This is a genomic window from Vibrio bathopelagicus, from assembly GCF_014879975.1.
Lineage (GTDB): Bacteria > Pseudomonadota > Gammaproteobacteria > Enterobacterales > Vibrionaceae > Vibrio > Vibrio bathopelagicus.
On sequence record NZ_CP062500.1, the window covers coordinates 830,744 to 849,766 of the forward strand.

Sequence of the window (19,023 nt, forward strand, 5' to 3'; positions counted from 1 at the left end):
GAGAGAAGTTGTTATTCTTCGATAGTTGGAAGAGGTTGCTCGTCAGGTATTGTTACCTGCAACTGAATCACACGACGGTTATCAGCTGATGTCACTTTGAAATGGTAGTTTTCGATTTCTACAATTTCGCCACGAACCGGTAAGTGACCTAATGCTGTCATTACCATACCACCAACTGTATCCACTTCGTCATCACTGAAAGAGGTCTCAAACGTATCGTTGAAATCTTCAATAGTGGTTAAAGCTTTAACAGCGAAGGTATGCTTACTCAGCTTACGAATATCTACTTCTTCTTCATCGTCGAATTCGTCTTCAATTTCACCAACGATTTCTTCGAGGATATCTTCAATGGTTACTAGGCCAGAAACACCGCCAAACTCATCGACAACGATAGACATGTGGTAACGCTCTTCTTGGAATTCCTTGAGCAGGCGATCAACTCGCTTACTTTCAGGAACAACCACCACAGGGCGAATCACTTGTTCGATATCAAATGGAGCACTGTCTGAACCTAGGTACTTAAGTAGGTCCTTCGCTAATAGAATGCCTTCAACATGGTCTTTATCTTCACTGATCACTGGGTAGCGAGAGTGTTGAGCATCAGTAATAAGCGCAATCAACGTATCTAAATCATCGGTGCGTTCAACTGTAACCATTTGAGAGCGAGGCAGCATAATATCGCGGACTCGCATCTCTGAAATTTCCATAACACCTTCGAGCATGTCGCGAGTGTCGTGGTCAATTAGGTCATTAATTTCAGAACCGCGGATTACATCCACAAGTTCTTGGCGATCTTTAACTTCGCCTTGAAATATTTGGCCTAGACGTTCAAAGAAGGACTTTCTACTCGGACCTTCAGATTTTTTACTTCCCTCAGAAGTGGGGGGGTTACCTTCGTTCATGATTTCTCAAAAAATAACGCTATCAGAAGTGTGATAGCACACATTAAAACTCAGATTCCTGTGAAAATAACAGGTTCGATGAGTTCTTGTTTCTCTGCAATCTACGTTACTAGAGTCAATTTACTTTTCTAGAATGTAAGGGTCTTCAAAGCCCATAGTTTGCATGATTTCTGTCTCGAGTGACTCCATCTCTTCAGCTTCATCATCTTCGATATGATCATAACCTAGCAGATGCAGACTGCCATGTACAACCATATGAGCCCAGTGTGCTAGCAGAGGCTTATTTTGCTCTTCTGCTTCTTTTTCGACAACTTGGCGGCAGATAATAAGGTCACCCAGTAGATCTAATTCCATTCCTGGTGGTGCTTCAAATGGGAAAGACAGCACGTTAGTTGGCTTATCTTTTCCACGATAGTCATGGTTGAGCTGGTGGCTCTCTTCTGTATCAACAATACGAACTGTGAGCTCGGCATTCTCTTGAAACTGAGGAATTGTCTTATCCAACCAAAGCTGAATATCTTGCTCGGTTGGAAGGCCTTGCTCATTTTCGACCGCTATTTGCAGGTCTAGTTCAATAGACATCTATTTATCACCTTGTTCTGCAATTACAGAGCTATTTTGTGTTGCTAATTGTGTCGTAACGGCTTGTTGAGCCTCAAGAAGCTTGGCTTCGCGTTCTTCACGTTTACGTTGTTCAAACTCTTTGCGCTCTTTCTGGTCTTTTGCTTCCCACTTCTCGTACGCATTGACGATACGAGCAACTACAGGGTGACGAACTACGTCTTCAGACATGAAGAAGTTAAAGCTAATGTCATCAACCTCACTGAGCACTTCAGTCGCGTGGCGTAGGCCTGACTTCGCACCGCGAGGTAAATCGATTTGAGTTATATCACCTGTGATCACAGCGCGAGAGTTAAAACCGATACGGGTTAAGAACATTTTCATCTGCTCTACCGTGGTGTTTTGGCTCTCATCTAGAATGATAAATGCATCATTCAGTGTTCGACCACGCATGTAAGCCAGAGGTGCAACTTCAATTACGTTACGCTCAATCAGTTTCTCTACGCGCTCAAAGCCAAGCATCTCAAAGAGTGCATCGTAAAGTGGACGCAAATATGGATCGACTTTCTGGCTTAGATCACCAGGAAGGAAACCAAGCTTCTCACCTGCTTCAACGGCAGGGCGAGTTAGTAGGATTCGGCGAACTTCTTGGCGTTCGAGAGCATCGACCGCCGCCGCGACTGCTAAATACGTTTTACCTGTACCAGCAGGGCCAATACCAAAGGTGATGTCATGAGTGACCATGTTCATCAAGTATTGAGCTTGGTTTGGCGTACGTGGCTTGATGACGCCTTTTTTAGTCTTTATGGTTACTTCTTTGCCGTAGTCAATGTCAGACTCGACATGCTGCTCCAAAATACCTGACTCGGTGACCGCGAGGTGAACTTGTTCAGGTTCAATATCGGACACGTTGCCTTTGACAGGAGCCGTTTCTACATAGAGGTGCTTGATGATATCTAAAGCGGCCGCTGTGGTGTGAGGCTTGCCTACTATGGTGAAAAAGTTACTACGGTAATTAATTTCAACGCCAAGACGGCGTTCAAGGTGTTTGATATTGTCGTCGAATGGACCACATAAGCTTGCCAAACGTAGGTTGTCGGCCGGTTCTAGATTGATCTCTAAAGTAACGATTTTATTGCTCAAATTAGCCTCTCATTTTGTGCCACTCACTCTTAAATAAAAAAAGAGCAAGAAGCCCGATTTAGACCGGGCTTCTGATGGTGATATCCCTATTTCTAAGATGGTCACTTAGTTAGGTAATTTCAAGCTTTTCGTTTGAGCTTTGTTCTCAAACGTTATCTGACTATGGCGTAAATGTCGCTACACCTAGCTCATCTTCGCGTTTTGTTTTTTCCATCATTTCTGCTGGAGTCATTGCCACGCGTAGACCCATGTCTTTTTCTGTACGAACCAGTTCACCACGTAGTGAGTTGGTGTACACCTCAGTGATCTTCACGTCTACGAATTGACCGATAAGATCAGCAGAACCTTCAAAGTTCACAACACGACTGTTTTCAGTACGGCCACGAAGCTCCATTAGGTTCTTTCTTGAAGGACCTTCTACAAGAATACGCTGCTCTGTGCCTAGCATTAGGCGAGAGAAACGCATAGCTTGAGTATTCACCGTTTGTTGCAGCTCGTATAGACGATCTTTCTTCTCTTGTGCTGGTACATCACACGGGTAATCTGCAGCTGGCGTACCTGGACGAGGAGAGAAAACAAAGCTGAAGCTCATATCGAAATCAACTTCTTTGATCAGTTTCATCGTATCTTGGAAGTCTTGCTTAGACTCACCAGGGAAACCAACGATAAAGTCTGAGCTGATTTGAATATCAGGGCGAGCTTTACGCAGTTTACGGATGATAGATTTGTATTCGATTGCAGTATGTGGACGCTTCATCATCGTTAGAATACGGTCACTACCACTTTGTACTGGTAAGTGAAGGAAGCTCACAAGCTCAGGTGTGTCTTTGTAAACTTCAATGATGTCGTCGCCGAACTCAAGCGGGTGGCTTGTTGTGAAACGAATACGGTCGATACCATCAATAGACGCAACTAGGCGAAGTAGTTCTGCAAATGTGCAGATGTCGCCTTCGTGAGTTGGGCCTCTGAATGCGTTTACGTTTTGGCCAAGTAGGTTTACTTCACGTACACCTTGTTCTGCAAGTTGTGCAACTTCGTAAAGTACATCATCCATTGGACGGCTAACTTCTTCGCCACGGGTATATGGCACAACACAGTAAGTACAGTACTTAGAACAACCTTCCATGATAGAGACGTACGCCGTTGCGCCGTCTGCTTTTGGCTCTGGAAGATTATCGAATTTTTCGATTTCAGGGAATGAGATGTCCATTACAGGTTTTTCGTTAGACAGAGATGACTTAATCATTTCTGGCAGACGGTGTAATGTTTGAGGGCCAAAGATAACGTCAACATAAGGTGCGCGTTGACGGATATGGTCGCCTTCTTGAGTCGCTACACAGCCACCCACACCGATCACCACACCTTCTTTTTTATCTTTAAGCGTTTTCCAACGACCAAGCTGGTGGAATACCTTTTCTTGCGCTTTTTCACGAATAGAACAAGTATTCAGGAGTAGTACGTCTGCTTCCTCAGGTACTTCAGTTAGCTCATAGCCATTTGCAGCGTTAAGCAGGTCAGCCATTTTTGATGAATCATATTCATTCATCTGACAGCCCCAAGTTTTAATTAGCAGTTTCTTACTCATTTTTTGTTCGCTCGATCGTTAGTTTAATTTAAGGGAGCAAATCGCCCAGTATTCATCTGCAAGTGCCGTTTGTCATATTAACTCATTCAGCTTTTATGACTGGCTCTGGCAGCAAGCCGCGTATTGTACTGGTTTCAAAACCGACTGACTAGTAGTCTGATAAAATCTCTTCGGTAGTGGTTTTTATTATCGTTAACGCTAGGTACAGCAAGGGGTAACCCTTTTTTCGAATAAGGTTTTTGGTTACAAATTAGTTGTGAAAACGTACAATTGAAAACAGTCAAAGAATCAAAATGATAAGTACAAAATATGAACAGTTACGACATTGTAGTAGTGGGTGGTGGCATGGTTGGTGCTGCGACTGCAATCGGCTTTGCTAAACAAGGGCTGAGTGTTGCCGTGATCGAAGGCTTTGCTCCAAAAGCTTATGATGACTCACAAGCGATGGATATCCGTGTATCAGCAATTTCTCAGGCTTCAGTTGATTTGCTTGAAGAGCTGGGTGCATGGCAAAGCATCGCTGCAATGCGCGTCTGTTCTTACAAACGTTTGGAAACTTGGGAGCACCCAGAATGTCGTACTCGGTTTGATGCCGTATCTCTTGATTTACCTCGTTTAGGTTACATCGTTGAGAATCGATTAATCCAATTGGGTTTATGGGCCCAGTTTGAATCATACGATAATTTAACGATCTTATGCCCAGAGAAATTGGACACTATTGAATTTGGCGAAAACAATATCGTTAAGCTTCAGTCGGGTACTCAGTTATCAGCGAAGTGGGTGATTGGCGCTGATGGCGCAAATTCAGCCGTTCGTCAGCAAGCTGGAATTGGTATTACGGCTTGGGATTACCGACAGCACTGCATGCTTATCAATGTAGAAACAGAACTTCCTCAGCAAGATATTACTTGGCAACACTTTTTACCGAGTGGACCCCGTTCATTCCTTCCATTGTGTTCGCTAATGTCTGAAGGTAAAGAGGTGGGGCAGGGGTCTTTAGTATGGTATGACTCGCCTTCTCGTATTAAGCAACTTTCTGCGATGAGCCCAGAAAAATTACGTAATGAAGTTATTTCTAGCTTCCCTGCAGAATTGGGTGATGTAAAAGTGTTGAACTCGGGCTCATTTCCTCTGACTCGACGTCATGCTCAATCATACTCGAAGAATAATTGTATTCTTGTCGGGGACTCTGCACATACGATTAACCCTCTAGCTGGTCAAGGTGTTAACTTGGGCTTTAAAGATGTGGCTGCACTATTGGATATCACGAAAGAGAAAGGTGAATTGAATCAATCTGTGGCGAGGCGCTATGAAGTCATAAGAAGAGGTGACAATCTAATGATGCAAAGTGGCATGGACTTTTTCTACAAAACGTTCAGTAATGATATTGGCCCGTTAAAGTTTGTCCGCAATGCTGCACTAAAGTTAGCAGAAAACTCAGGTCCGATTAAATCACAGGTGCTTAAATACGCTTTAGGGTTATGATTCGTTAGTCCAAATTATCTAGTTATAAAAAGAAGGAGAGCTGATGCTCTCCTTTTTTGAGCTCGTGATAATACTTATTGCTGCTGAGTAACACAAACAGGCGCATTAATAGCTAAAGAGCATCCAGTATAGATGAGAGAGCCATCTTCAACATTTCGTTTGAATGACGTGATGTTGTTGGAGTGCTGGTTTGCGGCGATAAGCCATTGTCCGTCATTAGTGATATGAAAGTCGCGAGGGAACTTACCTTCCACATCGTAACTATCCACAAAAACGAGTTTCTGAGTGGTTGAATCGATTCTAAAACAACTGATTCTTGATTGATGTCGGCAAGACACATAAAGGAATTGCTCATCGGGCGATAGCTTAATTGCAGCCGCTGCTTCTCCTTTCTCCATGTTAGGAAGTACATCAACCTCTTCCACTACATTCCACACCCCTAAAGACTTTTCCAAAATCAATATCGTTTCAGAGAGTTCACACACTACATAGGCTCGATCTTCAGCTTGGTTAAATATTAGGTGACGAGGTCCATTCCCTGCTGGCACTTTGATAGATTGCATTGGCTCATCAAGGAACTCTTCTTGCTCTTCGTCAAAGCAATAAAAGTTGATTCGATCGGCTCCGAGATCGACGGTGACAAACTGAGGAGAATTCTTCAGAAAAAGACTTTGATGAGCATGTGGGCCAGTTTGTCTTTCTGCATTAGGTCCAGAACCAACCATTTTTAGTGTTTTGAGCCGTTTATCGATATTGCCATTGATACTTAAACTAAAAATATCAAATGTCCCTGATGAGTATTGCGATGTAATTGCAAACTTATTGTGGGGATCTATCGAGATATGACAAGGATGATTTCCTGAAATTAGCCCGGTATTTGACGCTATTTTTGAATCAACATTCGGTATATGAATTAGCTGTGGTTTTATCTTTTGGTCAACTTCAGACGCAGTGTAGACCCCCAGCTTTGTCGTGGTGACGAACGAGGGGTTAGTGCAGGCCGCTATAAGCTCCAAAGACAACAGCGTTCCCGTTTCTAGATCTAACTGAGTTTGATATACACCTTGGCTTTTACTTGGAGAGTCTGTGTAGCAACCGATCGTTAAAGGGAGGGATTTCATAGGTAGTCATACTCAGTTAGAAAGTGGAGCTGACATTGTCTAATAAAATCGCAGTAAAAGTGAGGTTATAGAAGAGAATACTTGGTGACTTGGCTAGCAGATTTACATATTCCAGATAAAACAAAACCCAGCTAAAAAGCTGGGTTCTATTCAATAATGGTGCGGTCGGAGAGACTTGAACTCTCACACCTCTCGGCGCCAGAACCTAAATCTGGTGCGTCTACCAATTCCGCCACGACCGCAGCAAATCTTTATAGTTATATCGACATTGGTGATTCAATATAACGTTGTTTGTTCTTCTTCTTTCATAAAGAAAGAATGGTGGCTACTGCGGGATTCGAACCTGCGACCCCATCATTATGAGTGATGTGCTCTAACCAACTGAGCTAAGTAGCCAATAATGAATTTTATGTATTCACTATTTTATCTCTAATTAAAGAGAAATAATGGTGCGGTCGGAGAGATTTGAACTCTCACACCTCTCGGCGCCAGAACCTAAATCTGGTGCGTCTACCAATTCCGCCACGACCGCAGCAAAGCTTTTACTCTAGCGAAGAGTATAGTTAAGAAGACTTATGGTTTGTCTAAGTAACGTTGTAATGGCTGGGCTACCTGGATTCGAACCAGGAATGCTGGCATCAAAAGCCAGTGCCTTACCGCTTGGCGATAGCCCAACAGGATATCAATTAAGATATCTAAATAATGGTGCGGTCGGAGAGACTTGAACTCTCACACCTCTCGGCGCCAGAACCTAAATCTGGTGCGTCTACCAATTCCGCCACGACCGCAGCAAATCTTTATAGTTATATCGACATTGGTGATTCAATATAACGTTGTGCTCTTGGTTGTTTACCTAAATAAGAAACAAAGAGTTTTAATAGTGGCTGGGCTACCTGGATTCGAACCAGGAATGCTGGCATCAAAAGCCAGTGCCTTACCGCTTGGCGATAGCCCAACAATGATATCAATTAAGATATCTAAATAATGGTGCGGTCGGAGAGACTTGAACTCTCACACCTCTCGGCGCCAGAACCTAAATCTGGTGCGTCTACCAATTCCGCCACGACCGCAGCAAATCTTTATAGTTATATCGACATTGGTGATTCAATATAACGTTGTGCTCTTGGTTGTTTACCTAAATAAGAAACAAAGAGTTTTAATAGTGGCTGGGCTACCTGGATTCGAACCAGGGAATGCTGGCATCAAAAGCCAGTGCCTTACCGCTTGGCGATAGCCCAACAATGATATCAATTAAGATATCTAAATAATGGTGCGGTCGGAGAGACTTGAACTCTCACACCTCTCGGCGCCAGAACCTAAATCTGGTGCGTCTACCAATTCCGCCACGACCGCAGCAAATCTTTATAGTTATATCGACATTGGTGATTCAATATAACGTTGTTTGTTCTTCTTCTTTCATAAAGAAAGAATGGTGGCTACTGCGGGATTCGAACCTGCGACCCCATCATTATGAGTGATGTGCTCTAACCAACTGAGCTAAGTAGCCAATAATGAATTTTATGTATTCACTATTTTATCTCTAATTAAAGAGAAATAATGGTGCGGTCGGAGAGACTTGAACTCTCACACCTCTCGGCGCCAGAACCTAAATCTGGTGCGTCTACCAATTCCGCCACGACCGCAGCAAATCTTTATAGTTATATCGACATTGGTGATTCAATATAACGTTGTGCTCTTGGTTGTTTACCTAAATAAGAAACAAAGAGTTTTAATAGTGGCTGGGCTACCTGGATTCGAACCAGGGAATGCTGGCATCAAAAGCCAGTGCCTTACCGCTTGGCGATAGCCCAACAATGATATCAATTAAGATATCTAAATAATGGTGCGGTCGGAGAGACTTGAACTCTCACACCTCTCGGCGCCAGAACCTAAATCTGGTGCGTCTACCAATTCCGCCACGACCGCAGCAAAGCTTTTACTCTAGCGAAGAGTATAGTTAAGAAGACTTATGGTTTGTCTAAGTAACGTTGTAATGGCTGGGCTACCTGGATTCGAACCAGGGAATGCTGGCATCAAAAGCCAGTGCCTTACCGCTTGGCGATAGCCCAACAGGATATCAATTAAGATATCTAAATAATGGTGCGGTCGGAGAGACTTGAACTCTCACACCTCTCGGCGCCAGAACCTAAATCTGGTGCGTCTACCAATTCCGCCACGACCGCAGCAAATCTTTATAGTTATATCGACATTGGTGATTCAATATAACGTTGTTTGTTCTTCTTCTTTCATAAAGAAAGAATGGTGGCTACTGCGGGATTCGAACCTGCGACCCCATCATTATGAGTGATGTGCTCTAACCAACTGAGCTAAGTAGCCATCTGAGAGCGAAGTAATATAATATAATCTCGCTTTCAATGCCATTATCTTTTTAAAGATAATCACACTTTAAATTGTGGCTGGGCTACCTGGATTCGAACCAGGGAATGCTGGCATCAAAAGCCAGTGCCTTACCGCTTGGCGATAGCCCAACAATGATGTCAATTAAGACATCTCAATATGGTGCGGTCGGAGAGACTTGAACTCTCACACCTCTCGGCGCCAGAACCTAAATCTGGTGCGTCTACCAATTCCGCCACGACCGCTTTATTTCCTAAAAACTCTTTGTTGTCAAAAGACATACGTTATTAACAAACAGAGTGCTTAGGGAATGGTGGCTACTGCGGGATTCGAACCTGCGACCCCATCATTATGAGTGATGTGCTCTAACCAACTGAGCTAAGTAGCCATTTCCAAATTGTCGTTCATTTTGAAACGTTGCCGCTTCGTTGTGAACGGGGCGCATTATGCGGAGTTGAGTGAAACCCGTCAACTTTTTTTTTGAATAAATCACGAATAAACATCTGTTCGGTTTCTTTTTAGTCAAAGAGGCGTATTTGTCAGCAAAAAATAGGTTCAAATGCCGATATATATAGGAAGTTAAGTTTTGGATACGAAGCTCTTTAGAAAGAGCGAAAACGAAAAAGGCCAGTGAATTCACTGGCCTTTTATTAGATGTTTATCGGTAATTAAACGTTGAAACGGAAGTGAACAACATCGCCATCTTTAACGATGTATTCTTTGCCTTCAAGACGCCATTTACCTGCATCTTTTGCTCCGCTTTCACCGCCAAATTCGATGAAATGTTCGTAACCAACCACTTCTGCACGGATGAAACCTTTCTCGAAGTCGGTGTGGATCTTACCGGCTGCTTGCGGTGCTGTCGCACCGATAGGAATAGTCCAAGCACGAACTTCTTTAACACCTGCTGTGAAGTAGGTTTGAAGAGTTAGTAGCTCGTAACCAGAGCGGATCACTCGGTTAAGGCCTGGTTCTTCGATACCCATGTCTGCTAGGAACTCTTCACGATCTTCATCGTCAAGCTCAGAAAGCTCAGATTCGATTGCAGCACACACAGCAACAACAACGTTGTTCTCTTTTTCTGCATACTCGCGAACGGCGTCTAGGTAAGGGTTGTTTTCGAAACCATCTTCAGCAACGTTTGCGATGTACATTGTCGGCTTAAGTGTTAGGAAGTTAAGGTAGTCGATTGCTGCGACTTCTTCTTTGCCCAGTTCAACAGTACGAGCCATACCACCTTCAGTCAGGATCGGTAGTAGCTTTTCAAGAACTGTAGTTTCAAACTTAGCGTCTTTATCTCCGCCTTTTGCTTTTTTAGCATTGCGGAAGATCGCACGTTCACAGCTATCTAGATCGGCAAGAGCAAGCTCAAGGTTGATCACTTCGATATCTTCGATAGGAGATACTTTGCCAGAAACGTGAACGATGTTTTCGTTTTCAAAGCAGCGTACAACGTGACCGATAGCGTCAGTTTCGCGGATGTTAGCTAGGAATTTGTTACCTAGACCTTCACCTTTAGATGCGCCAGCAACTAGGCCTGCGATGTCTACGAATTCCATTGTCGTTGGAAGGATCTTCTGTGGATTAACAATTTTTGCTAATGCATCTAAGCGTAGATCTGGAACCGGAACGATACCTGTGTTTGGTTCGATCGTACAAAATGGAAAGTTTGCTGCTTCGATGCCTGCTTTAGTCAGTGCGTTAAACAGAGTTGACTTACCAACGTTTGGTAGACCAACGATGCCACATTTAAAACCCATGATATAAACCTTATTCTGCTTTGAACGTATGTAAGCGATTTTGTGCTTTTGGTAGGCCATCTTTTAATAAGATGTCTAGGCTGCGAACCGATTCGTCAACGACAGCCTCGATACACTCTTGCTCTTTAGCTGGAGCTTTGCCTAATACATAACCTGCAACTTTATCTTTGTGTCCCGGATGGCCAATGCCTAACCTAAGACGATAGAATTCTTTATTGTTACCCTGCTTGCTGATGATGTCTTTTAGGCCATTGTGCCCGCCATGACCACCACCTTTTTTAAACTTACCAATACCAGGAGGGAGGTCTAACTCATCGTGAGCCACCATGATCTCTTCGGGTTTAATTTGGTAGAACTTTGCCAGTGCTGCAACAGCTTTCCCGGATAAGTTCATAAAAGTCGTTGGGATCAGCAAACGAAGATCTTCACCATGAACCATAATACGACCCGTTAGGCCAAAGAACTTTGGTTCGTTCTTCAGTGTCACGTTGTGTACACGTGCTAATTCTTCAACTACCCAAGCACCCGCATTGTGGCGAGTCTTGGCGTATTCTGGACCTGGATTAGCCAGTCCAACGAGAAGTTTTATTTGTTGGCTCAAGGTATGGATCTCTCTTGGGATTTCAAAAAGCGCCGTATGATATCACAGTTTATGAAAAAGGTGCGAGCTAGCTGATAGCAACTCAATGATTCGAAACTGTGGTCAAATTAACTTTGTGGTCGTTAGATATAAAAAAAGCACTTCATCGAATGAAGTGCTTAATATCTTTTTCAGATTGTTCTGCTAAAGCAAAGCTATAGAGCTTTGATTAGTTGAACATCGCAGAGATAGACTCTTCGTTGCTGATACGACGAATCGCTTCAGCAAGCATGCGAGAAAGGCTTAGCTCAGTCACTTTACCTGTCGCGGCCATCTCTGGAGAAAGCTTGATTGAATCAGTAACAATAACTTGGTCTAGAACTGAATTGCGGATGTTTTCTGCAGCAGTACCAGAGAATACAGCGTGAGTAGCGTAAGCGAATACACGCTTAGCACCGCGCTCTTTAAGCGCTTCAGCTGCTTTACATAGTGTGCCACCAGTATCGATCATGTCATCAACGATCACACAGTCGCGACCTTCAACATCACCGATTAGGTTCATAACTTCAGAAACGTTAGCACGTGGACGACGCTTATCAACGATAGCGATGTCAACATCACCTAGCGCTTTAGCCGTTGCACGAGCACGTACAACACCACCAAGGTCTGGAGAAACCACAACTGGGTTTTCTAGGCCACGGTTTGCCATGTCTTCTAGAAGAACTGGAGTGCCGAAAATATTATCAACAGGTACATCGAAGAAGCCTTGGATTTGCTCTGCGTGTAGGTCGATAGTCAAAACGCGGTCAACGCCAACGTTAGAAAGGAAATCTGCAACAACTTTTGCAGTAATAGGCACACGAGCAGAACGTACACGACGATCTTGACGGGCATAACCGAAGTAAGGGATTACAGCAGTAATACGGCCAGCTGAAGCACGGCGCATTGCGTCAATCATTACCACCAATTCCATTAGGTTGTCATTGGTTGGTGCACAAGTTGATTGAATCAGGAATACATCGCTACCACGAACGTTTTCATTGATTTGAACAGCGACTTCGCCATCAGAAAAACGGTCTACAGTAGCATCTCCAAGAGAGATGTATAGACGATCAGCAATACGTTGGGCTAGTTCAGGTGTTGCGTTACCAGCAAATAGCTTCATATCAGGCACGGTGGAAACCTCGGGTTGCGTCCAGTTTTAAATAGATTGTGGGTGGGCTGATTGGTATTCAGCCAACGTTTCTTTTAAAGGCGAAACATTTCGTCCTTCAGCAATAAATGCAGAAACAGTGTCAGGCAGTTGTTCTAGAACCAATTCAGCTTCTTTTTTGCTGCTAAATTCAGCAAAAATGCACGAACCAGTGCCAGTCAATCTCGACGGCGCGTATTGTAGCAGCCATGAAAGTTGCTTATCAACCTCTGGGTACAGCATTCGCACAATTTTTTCGCAATCGTTTACGTATTCTTGCTCTAGAAGCGTTGCTAGTGCTCGCTTTGGCGTATTTCGAGTTAATTCTGAATGTGTGAATATGTCGACAGTTGCTATGCTCACTTGAGGCTTAACGACGAGATACCATTTTTCATCCGGATTAGCGGGTTGTAATTGTTCACCAACACCTTCAGCAAAGGCGGCGTGTCCACGTACAAATACAGGAACGTCTGCACCAAGCTTTAAGCCAATCTCTGCTAATTGGTCATCACACAGGTTGAGTTGCCATAAATGGTTGAGAGCGACCAACACGGTTGCGGCATTTGAAGAACCTCCGCCAATGCCACCTCCCATAGGAAGCACTTTCTTTAACTCAATATCCGCACCGAAAGTCGTCGACGTATATTGTTGAAGAGCAGTAGCGGCTTTCCAAATTAGGTTATCTTCTGTCGCAACGCCTGGAATTTCAGGCGTTATTGTAATTGAATTCGACTCTTGATTTGCGGTAACCGTAAGTTCATCGCCAAAGTCAACAAACTGAAATAGGGTCTGAAGTTCGTGATAGCCATTGTCGCGTCGGCCAGTAATATAGAGAAATAAATTCAGCTTAGCTGGCGAAGGCCAGTGCGTTGGCGTTGTTATCATTTTTTCAGTGTCCACTTCGAAACTACAATGTTGATTTTGTTCTCGTCTTGCTTGAATGACAATCGAGTAGGTAGTGGGATTGTCTCTACCTTTGTGTTGTCTTCATCAGATAGTTGCTTAGTCGGTATCTCTGTATTTCGGTAATTGTCAAAATTCAGTGTCCATAATTGACTGCTGACTTGTTTAGACAGAGATTCAAGAGTGTTGGTGGCGCTTAATTGGTAGCTGTCTGCTTGGTCGGGAATACCAAGGAACCATTGTGGCAGGTGATCAATAGGGATCTGCAATCCAGTAAGTTGTTCTACCAATACAGATGCACTTGCGTCAGTGAATACCTGATCATCATAAGTGACAACCTTGGCACCCGAACTATCAATTGTGAGATTCAAGGCGGTTTGACCAAGGAAAGTGGTCAGCCTTAATTGGCTTTGATTTGGAGAATGCTTCCAAATGAAGTTAAGGCTTTGGCGTTGCTCTGGAGAAATGTAAGCGAGCTTGCCTGAGGCTTGGTAGTTTTCTATCTGTAGAAGCCGTTTTTGGTGACTTTGCCACTCAACGCTGGTCGGTTGTTCTGGTATAGACGAGCAACCCACCATAATAATGGTCATAAAAATAAGAGACGTGATTTTACGAAGCTTGCTCATATTTGCTCACAACTTGTTCAAATTTATCTAAAAAACGCTTCAACTATAGCATTGAATTCACGAACTCAGGAAAACAAATCCCGCTTGCTCTTTAAATAGAGCCATGCATCAAGTAAAATTCGCCCCTTGTTTCCATTCCCTGATCGAGAACTTCTGATACATGTCTTTGCTTGCCGTAGGTATCAATCACAATACAGCGTCGGTTGAATTGCGAGAAAAAGTCGCTTTTGGTCCAGATAAATTATCTGAGGCTCTTAAGCAACTTAACGCAAATGCACACGTAAATGGAAGTGTCATACTTTCTACCTGTAATCGAACTGAAGTGTATTGTGACGTCAAAGGCGTGGCAAAAAACAAGTTGATCGATTGGCTGTCTGTATTTCATCAAGTTAGCCCTGAAGAATTAAAACCGAGTATCTACATCCATGAAGAGCAAGCTGCGATTAAGCACTTAATGCGTGTTGCCTGTGGTTTGGACTCTCTGGTTCTGGGCGAGCCGCAAATTCTTGGTCAGGTAAAACAGGCTTACACCGATTCGCGAGAGAACAAATCTGTTGATGCTTCAATGGAGAAACTGTTCCAGAAATCATTTTCTGTTGCGAAGCGAGTTCGAACTGAGACCGAAATTGGTGGCAGTGCTGTTTCTGTTGCCTACGCAGCCTGTACGTTAGCTAAACACATCTTTGAATCGATTGCTGAATCAACGGTGTTACTGGTGGGTGCGGGAGAAACCATTGAACTGGTGGCTAAACACTTGTCAGCCAATGGTTGTACCAAGATGATTGTGGCTAACCGAACTCGTGAGCGTGCTTTAGGGCTAGCTGAAGAATTTGGTGCTGAAGTTATCAGCTTAAACGAGATACCTGATCATCTGCATCGAGCGGATATTGTGATCAGCTCAACCGCAAGTCCGTTACCTATTATTGGTAAGGGTATGGTAGAGACCGCGCTCAAGACAAGAAAACATCAGCCGATGTTGTTGGTTGATATAGCTGTACCTCGTGATGTTGAATCTCAGGTCGGCGAACTGAGTGATGCTTACCTGTACTCAGTTGATGATCTTCAGTCGATCGTTGATGGTAATATTGAGCAACGTAAAGTTGAAGCAATTCAGGCTGAAGCAATAGTCAGTGAAGAAAGCGCCGCGTTCATGAGTTGGATGCGTTCACTGCAAGCGGTAGACAGTATTCGTGACTATCGTAAATCGGCAAATGAAATCCGAGAAGAATTATTAAGTAAGAGTTTACAATCACTTGCTGCTGGCGGTGACCCTGAGAAAGTCTTACTTGAGCTAAGTAATAAGCTCACAAACAAATTGATCCATGCTCCAACGCGTGCACTTCAAAGTGCAGCTGAGCAAGGAGAACCTGCAAAATTAATGGTCATTAGACAGAGTTTGGGTCTAGAAAACCCTCAATAATATTCGACCTCCAACAGAATAAGACATTATGAAAGCCTCGATTCTAATAAAGCTTGAAACACTTGTTGAACGCTATGAAGACGTTCAACATCTACTTGGTGATCCCGATGTACTTGGGAATCAAGATAAATTCCGTGCCTTGTCAAAAGAGTATTCTCAATTAGAAGAGGTGACGGGGTGCTTTAAATCATACCAGCAAGCTCAAGAAGATTTAGAAGCTGCTGAAGAGATGGCAAATGAAGACGACGCAGAAATGCGTGAAATGGCTCAAGAAGAAATCAAAGATGCGAAAGCGAACATTGAACGTCTGACTGATGAGCTACAAATTCTTCTTATTCCAAAAGATCCAAACGATGAGCGTAACTGCTTCTTAGAAATTCGTGCTGGCGCAGGTGGTGATGAAGCGGGTATCTTTGCGGGTAACCTTTTCCGTATGTACTCTAAATTTGCCGAGAAAAAAGGCTGGCGCGTTGAAGTGATGAGCAGCAATGTTTCAGAGCAGGGCGGCTTTAAAGAGATGATCGCTAAAATCAGTGGCGACGCTGTTTACGGCACAATGAAGTTCGAGTCTGGCGGTCACCGTGTACAACGTGTACCTGAGACTGAATCTCAAGGTCGTGTTCATACATCAGCGTGTACTGTTGCGGTAATGCCTGAGATCCCAGAAGCGGATCTTCCTGAAATCAAAGCTGGCGATCTTAAGATTGATACTTTCCGTGCATCTGGCGCGGGTGGTCAGCACGTTAACACCACGGATTCAGCAATCCGTATTACTCACTTACCAACAGGTACAGTAGTAGAGTGTCAAGACGAGCGTTCTCAGCATAAAAACAAAGCGAAAGCGATGGCTGTTCTAGCAGCTCGTATCGTTCAAGCTGAAGAAGAGCGTCGTGCTGCTGCGATTTCAGATACACGTCGTAACCTATTAGGTTCTGGTGACCGTAGTGACCGTATTCGTACCTACAACTACCCTCAAGGCCGTGTTTCTGATCACCGCATCAACTTAACGATCTACCGCCTGAATGAAGTTCTGGAAGGTGATATGCAAAGCCTGCTTGATCCTGTTCTACAAGAGCACCAAGCCGATCAACTAGCAGCACTTGCTGAGCACAACTAATTACTATGCAGTCAGCATATACGGTTGAAAGTGCTTTAAAGTCAGCAATCGTACAGCTTCAAGAGGGCGATAACACATCGCCCTCGATTGATGCTGCGGTACTGCTTTGTCACGCCTTAGATAAACCTAGATCTTACCTACTGACTTGGCCTGAGAAGCATCTCACTTCAGAACAAGAATCCGAATTCCATACCCTTCTAAAACGTCGCTTAACCGGTGAGCCCGTGGCTTATATTGTTGGCGAGCGTGAGTTTTGGTCGCTGCCGTTAAAAGTCTCTCCTTCTACATTAATCCCGCGTCCAGATACAGAACGTTTGGTTGAAGTGGCGTTAGACAAAACATATGGCAAGCAAGGTGCGATTCTCGATTTAGGGACAGGTACTGGTGCGATTGCCTTGGCATTAGCGTCTGAGATGCCGAATCGACCAGTGACGGGTATTGATCTTCGTCCTGAAGCGCAACAACTTGCGACAGAAAACGCTCAGCGATTAAATATCACTAACGCCACTTTTTTACATGGCAGTTGGTTTGAGCCTTTGAACTCTGCGAGTTCTGAAGAAGAAGCTGTAAAGTTCTCTTTGATTGTCTCGAACCCGCCTTACATTGAGAAGAATGACCCTCATTTATCTCAAGGTGATGTACGTTTTGAACCGATCACAGCGTTAGTTGCGGAAGAGAAAGGTTTAGCTGATATTCGATACATTTCTGAAAACGCACGACGCTTTTTAGAAAACGAGGGTTGGTTGGCATTTGAACACGGTTATGACCAAGGCTTGGCGGTACGTGAGATAATGCAACAACTGGGTTATTTCGATGTCGTTACAGAAAAAGATTACGGCGGTAATGACCGAGTGACATTGGGTCGTTATTGTTCATAGGCTGCTGTTAATCATCTTGTGAACAATAGATGATGAACTTGCTAAATTGATACCTTTAACTCGATAATACATTTAGCTCGATAATGCATTTAACGCAGAAATACAGGGCATTAACGGGTATTGTGTGGCTCGTGTTAACGAAAGCACATATAAAAATATAAAGGAATACCATGTACGAAGGTTTAAAACATTTTCACCTACTAACGATTGCGATAAGCGCGCTACTTCTTTCGATTCGTTTCGCTCTTATGATGGCTAACTCACCGAAGCTTAAACATCCTTTCTTGCAGCGTTTCCCTCATATCAATGACTCGTTGCTGTTGCTATCGGGTATTGGTTTGATTTTTATTACTGGCTTTATTCCATTTACACCAGCGGCACCATGGTTAACTGAAAAACTAACCTGTGTGATGGCTTACATCGCATTAGGCTTCTTTGCACTTAAGCTAGGTAAAAACAAGTTATTGAGAGTTTTCTCATTCTTTGGCGCTCTAGGCTGGCTAGCAATGGCAGGCAAAATCGCAATGACAAAGACTCCAACATTTTTCGGTTAATGACGTATGTACGAATTTTTTGATGAAGACTTTGATCAGCTAGAACTTGCTGAAGGCGCATTGATCTTAAATAAGGCCATTGACCCTGAAACTCAAGATAGTTGGGCAGAGCAAGAACTCGCAAGATTATTAAAAGACGCCGAGTTTGCGTTAGTTAATGAAACCGACGAGCAACAGAAGTTTGAATCTTTTATTCGACTATTCTTTTACGAGTGGGGCTTTGCTGGCGATAAAGACGCCTACTTCTCATCGGAAAACGCGTTTATCGATAAAGTACTTGAGAGAAAGAAAGGGATCCCAGTCAGTCTTGGTGCGATCTTCCTTTTTCTAGGGCGCAAGCTAGGCTTTCCTGTAGAGGGTGTCTCTTTTCCGACTCAGTTTCTGCTTAAAGTCAGTTGGCATGGCCAAACTCCGGTCTATATTAATCCTTACAATGGCGAGTATGTTGGTCAGCAAACATTGCGAGCATGGTTAATTGGCCATGATGGCCCATTGGCTAAACTGAAAAGTGAGCATTTGAAAGTCGCAGACCACCCAACAATTATTGGTAAGTGGTTGGCTTTATTGAAAAGTGCCTTACTGAGAGAAGAGCGTTATACGCTTGCATTGAAGTGTACTGATCTTGCGTTAACGTTTGTACCGGATGATCCGTATGAAATCCGTGACCGTGGTTTCATCTATCAACAATTGGATTGCCACCAGATTGCCGCCACCGATTATCAGTACTTTATTGATCAATGCCCAGATGACCCTGCATCTGAGTTACTTAAATCTCAAGTGAATGTCATGACGGAAAAAACTGTCGTCGTTCACTAATTAATTATTATTTAGAGAGAAT

General features: G+C 43.6%; 16 protein-coding genes and 19 tRNA genes. 6 read left to right on the plus strand and 29 right to left on the minus strand.

Features of this window, described 5'->3' with window-relative positions; genetic code table 11:
• Positions 1-11: 11 nt before the first annotated feature.
• The 4 genes from corC to miaB all read right to left on the minus strand — a co-directional run bounded on the left by corC (position 12) and on the right by miaB (position 4,191).
• The gene (corC, locus tag IHV80_RS03680) at positions 12-902 is read right to left on the minus strand and encodes a CNNM family magnesium/cobalt transport protein CorC (protein ID WP_192890098.1); all 891 of its coding nucleotides are present in this window, start codon (positions 900-902) and stop codon (positions 12-14) included.
• Positions 903-1,022: 120 nt separating this feature from the next.
• Positions 1,023-1,484, minus strand: a complete 462-nt coding sequence (gene ybeY / locus IHV80_RS03685; protein ID WP_065113503.1) for an rRNA maturation RNase YbeY — start codon at positions 1,482-1,484, stop codon at positions 1,023-1,025.
• Entirely contained in the window at positions 1,485-2,606 is a 1,122-nt protein-coding gene (locus IHV80_RS03690; RefSeq protein ID WP_192890099.1) for a PhoH family protein, read from the minus strand.
• Between the two features lie 160 nt (positions 2,607-2,766).
• On the minus strand, positions 2,767-4,191 hold the full coding sequence (gene miaB, locus IHV80_RS03695; RefSeq protein ID WP_017104422.1) for a tRNA (N6-isopentenyl adenosine(37)-C2)-methylthiotransferase MiaB: 1,425 nt from the start codon (positions 4,189-4,191) through the stop codon (positions 2,767-2,769).
• A 309-nt stretch (positions 4,192-4,500) separates the two neighbouring features.
• On the opposite strand from miaB, the gene IHV80_RS03700 reads away from it, so the two are divergent.
• On the plus strand, positions 4,501-5,676 hold the full coding sequence (locus tag IHV80_RS03700) for a 2-octaprenyl-3-methyl-6-methoxy-1,4-benzoquinol hydroxylase (protein WP_192890100.1): 1,176 nt from the start codon (positions 4,501-4,503) through the stop codon (positions 5,674-5,676).
• A 74-nt stretch (positions 5,677-5,750) separates the two neighbouring features.
• Here the strand turns inward: IHV80_RS03700 and IHV80_RS03705 are convergent, their stop codons facing one another.
• The 25 genes from IHV80_RS03705 to lolB form a co-directional block, all read right to left on the minus strand.
• Positions 5,751-6,797 (minus strand): lactonase family protein, encoded by a 1,047-nt coding sequence (locus tag IHV80_RS03705; protein ID WP_192890101.1) that lies wholly within the window; start codon positions 6,795-6,797, stop codon positions 5,751-5,753.
• 157 nt (positions 6,798-6,954) lie between these two features.
• Positions 6,955-7,039 (minus strand) — tRNA-Leu (locus IHV80_RS03710).
• 77 nt (positions 7,040-7,116) lie between these two features.
• Positions 7,117-7,193, minus strand: a tRNA-Met gene (locus IHV80_RS03715).
• Between the two features lie 51 nt (positions 7,194-7,244).
• A tRNA-Leu gene (locus tag IHV80_RS03720) sits at positions 7,245-7,329 on the minus strand.
• Between the two features lie 68 nt (positions 7,330-7,397).
• Positions 7,398-7,471, minus strand: a tRNA-Gln gene (locus IHV80_RS03725).
• A 29-nt stretch (positions 7,472-7,500) separates the two neighbouring features.
• Positions 7,501-7,585: transfer RNA gene (locus tag IHV80_RS03730), tRNA-Leu, on the minus strand.
• A gap of 93 nt (positions 7,586-7,678) precedes the next feature.
• Positions 7,679-7,752 (minus strand) — tRNA-Gln (locus IHV80_RS03735).
• Between the two features lie 30 nt (positions 7,753-7,782).
• Positions 7,783-7,867 (minus strand) — tRNA-Leu (locus tag IHV80_RS03740).
• A 93-nt stretch (positions 7,868-7,960) separates the two neighbouring features.
• A tRNA-Gln gene (locus IHV80_RS03745) sits at positions 7,961-8,035 on the minus strand.
• 30 nt (positions 8,036-8,065) lie between these two features.
• A tRNA-Leu gene (locus IHV80_RS03750) sits at positions 8,066-8,150 on the minus strand.
• A gap of 77 nt (positions 8,151-8,227) precedes the next feature.
• Positions 8,228-8,304: transfer RNA gene (locus IHV80_RS03755), tRNA-Met, on the minus strand.
• A gap of 51 nt (positions 8,305-8,355) precedes the next feature.
• A tRNA-Leu gene (locus IHV80_RS03760) sits at positions 8,356-8,440 on the minus strand.
• A gap of 93 nt (positions 8,441-8,533) precedes the next feature.
• Positions 8,534-8,608, minus strand: a tRNA-Gln gene (locus tag IHV80_RS03765).
• A gap of 30 nt (positions 8,609-8,638) precedes the next feature.
• Positions 8,639-8,723, minus strand: a tRNA-Leu gene (locus IHV80_RS03770).
• Between the two features lie 68 nt (positions 8,724-8,791).
• Positions 8,792-8,866 (minus strand) — tRNA-Gln (locus tag IHV80_RS03775).
• A gap of 29 nt (positions 8,867-8,895) precedes the next feature.
• Positions 8,896-8,980 (minus strand) — tRNA-Leu (locus IHV80_RS03780).
• Positions 8,981-9,057: 77 nt separating this feature from the next.
• Positions 9,058-9,134: transfer RNA gene (locus IHV80_RS03785), tRNA-Met, on the minus strand.
• Positions 9,135-9,211: 77 nt separating this feature from the next.
• Positions 9,212-9,286 (minus strand) — tRNA-Gln (locus IHV80_RS03790).
• Between the two features lie 29 nt (positions 9,287-9,315).
• Positions 9,316-9,400: transfer RNA gene (locus IHV80_RS03795), tRNA-Leu, on the minus strand.
• 66 nt (positions 9,401-9,466) lie between these two features.
• Positions 9,467-9,543, minus strand: a tRNA-Met gene (locus IHV80_RS03800).
• Positions 9,544-9,823: 280 nt separating this feature from the next.
• A complete protein-coding gene (gene ychF, locus IHV80_RS03805) occupies positions 9,824-10,915 on the minus strand; it encodes a redox-regulated ATPase YchF (protein WP_026012356.1) in 1,092 nt (363 codons plus the stop codon).
• Positions 10,916-10,925: 10 nt separating this feature from the next.
• Positions 10,926-11,516 (minus strand): aminoacyl-tRNA hydrolase, encoded by a 591-nt coding sequence (gene pth / locus IHV80_RS03810; RefSeq protein WP_010439162.1) that lies wholly within the window; start codon positions 11,514-11,516, stop codon positions 10,926-10,928.
• A gap of 208 nt (positions 11,517-11,724) precedes the next feature.
• Positions 11,725-12,669 carry a ribose-phosphate pyrophosphokinase gene (locus tag IHV80_RS03815; RefSeq protein ID WP_012603389.1) on the minus strand — a complete coding sequence of 315 codons (945 nt, stop codon included), beginning with the start codon at positions 12,667-12,669 and terminating at the stop codon, positions 11,725-11,727.
• A gap of 27 nt (positions 12,670-12,696) precedes the next feature.
• Positions 12,697-13,572 (minus strand): 4-(cytidine 5'-diphospho)-2-C-methyl-D-erythritol kinase, encoded by an 876-nt coding sequence (ispE, locus tag IHV80_RS03820; RefSeq protein WP_192890102.1) that lies wholly within the window; start codon positions 13,570-13,572, stop codon positions 12,697-12,699.
• On the minus strand, positions 13,569-14,216 hold the full coding sequence (lolB, locus tag IHV80_RS03825; protein ID WP_192890103.1) for a lipoprotein insertase outer membrane protein LolB: 648 nt from the start codon (positions 14,214-14,216) through the stop codon (positions 13,569-13,571). Before lolB ends, ispE begins: the two co-directional genes overlap by 4 nt.
• Positions 14,217-14,376: 160 nt before the next feature.
• On the opposite strand from lolB, the gene hemA reads away from it, so the two are divergent.
• The 5 genes from hemA (at position 14,377) to IHV80_RS03850 (ending at position 19,001) form a co-directional block, all read left to right on the plus strand.
• Positions 14,377-15,636, plus strand: coding sequence for a glutamyl-tRNA reductase (hemA, locus tag IHV80_RS03830; protein WP_017110181.1), 1,260 nt, complete (start codon positions 14,377-14,379; stop codon positions 15,634-15,636).
• Between the two features lie 28 nt (positions 15,637-15,664).
• The gene (gene prfA / locus IHV80_RS03835; protein ID WP_192890104.1) at positions 15,665-16,753 is read left to right on the plus strand and encodes a peptide chain release factor 1; all 1,089 of its coding nucleotides are present in this window, start codon (positions 15,665-15,667) and stop codon (positions 16,751-16,753) included.
• Positions 16,754-16,758: 5 nt separating this feature from the next.
• Positions 16,759-17,631, plus strand: coding sequence for a peptide chain release factor N(5)-glutamine methyltransferase (gene prmC / locus IHV80_RS03840; RefSeq protein ID WP_192890105.1), 873 nt, complete (start codon positions 16,759-16,761; stop codon positions 17,629-17,631).
• A gap of 170 nt (positions 17,632-17,801) precedes the next feature.
• Positions 17,802-18,185, plus strand: coding sequence for a SirB2 family protein (locus IHV80_RS03845; RefSeq protein WP_009848726.1), 384 nt, complete (start codon positions 17,802-17,804; stop codon positions 18,183-18,185).
• A 6-nt stretch (positions 18,186-18,191) separates the two neighbouring features.
• The gene (locus tag IHV80_RS03850) at positions 18,192-19,001 is read left to right on the plus strand and encodes a SirB1 family protein (RefSeq protein ID WP_192890106.1); all 810 of its coding nucleotides are present in this window, start codon (positions 18,192-18,194) and stop codon (positions 18,999-19,001) included.
• The last annotated feature ends 22 nt before the right edge of the window (positions 19,002-19,023 follow it).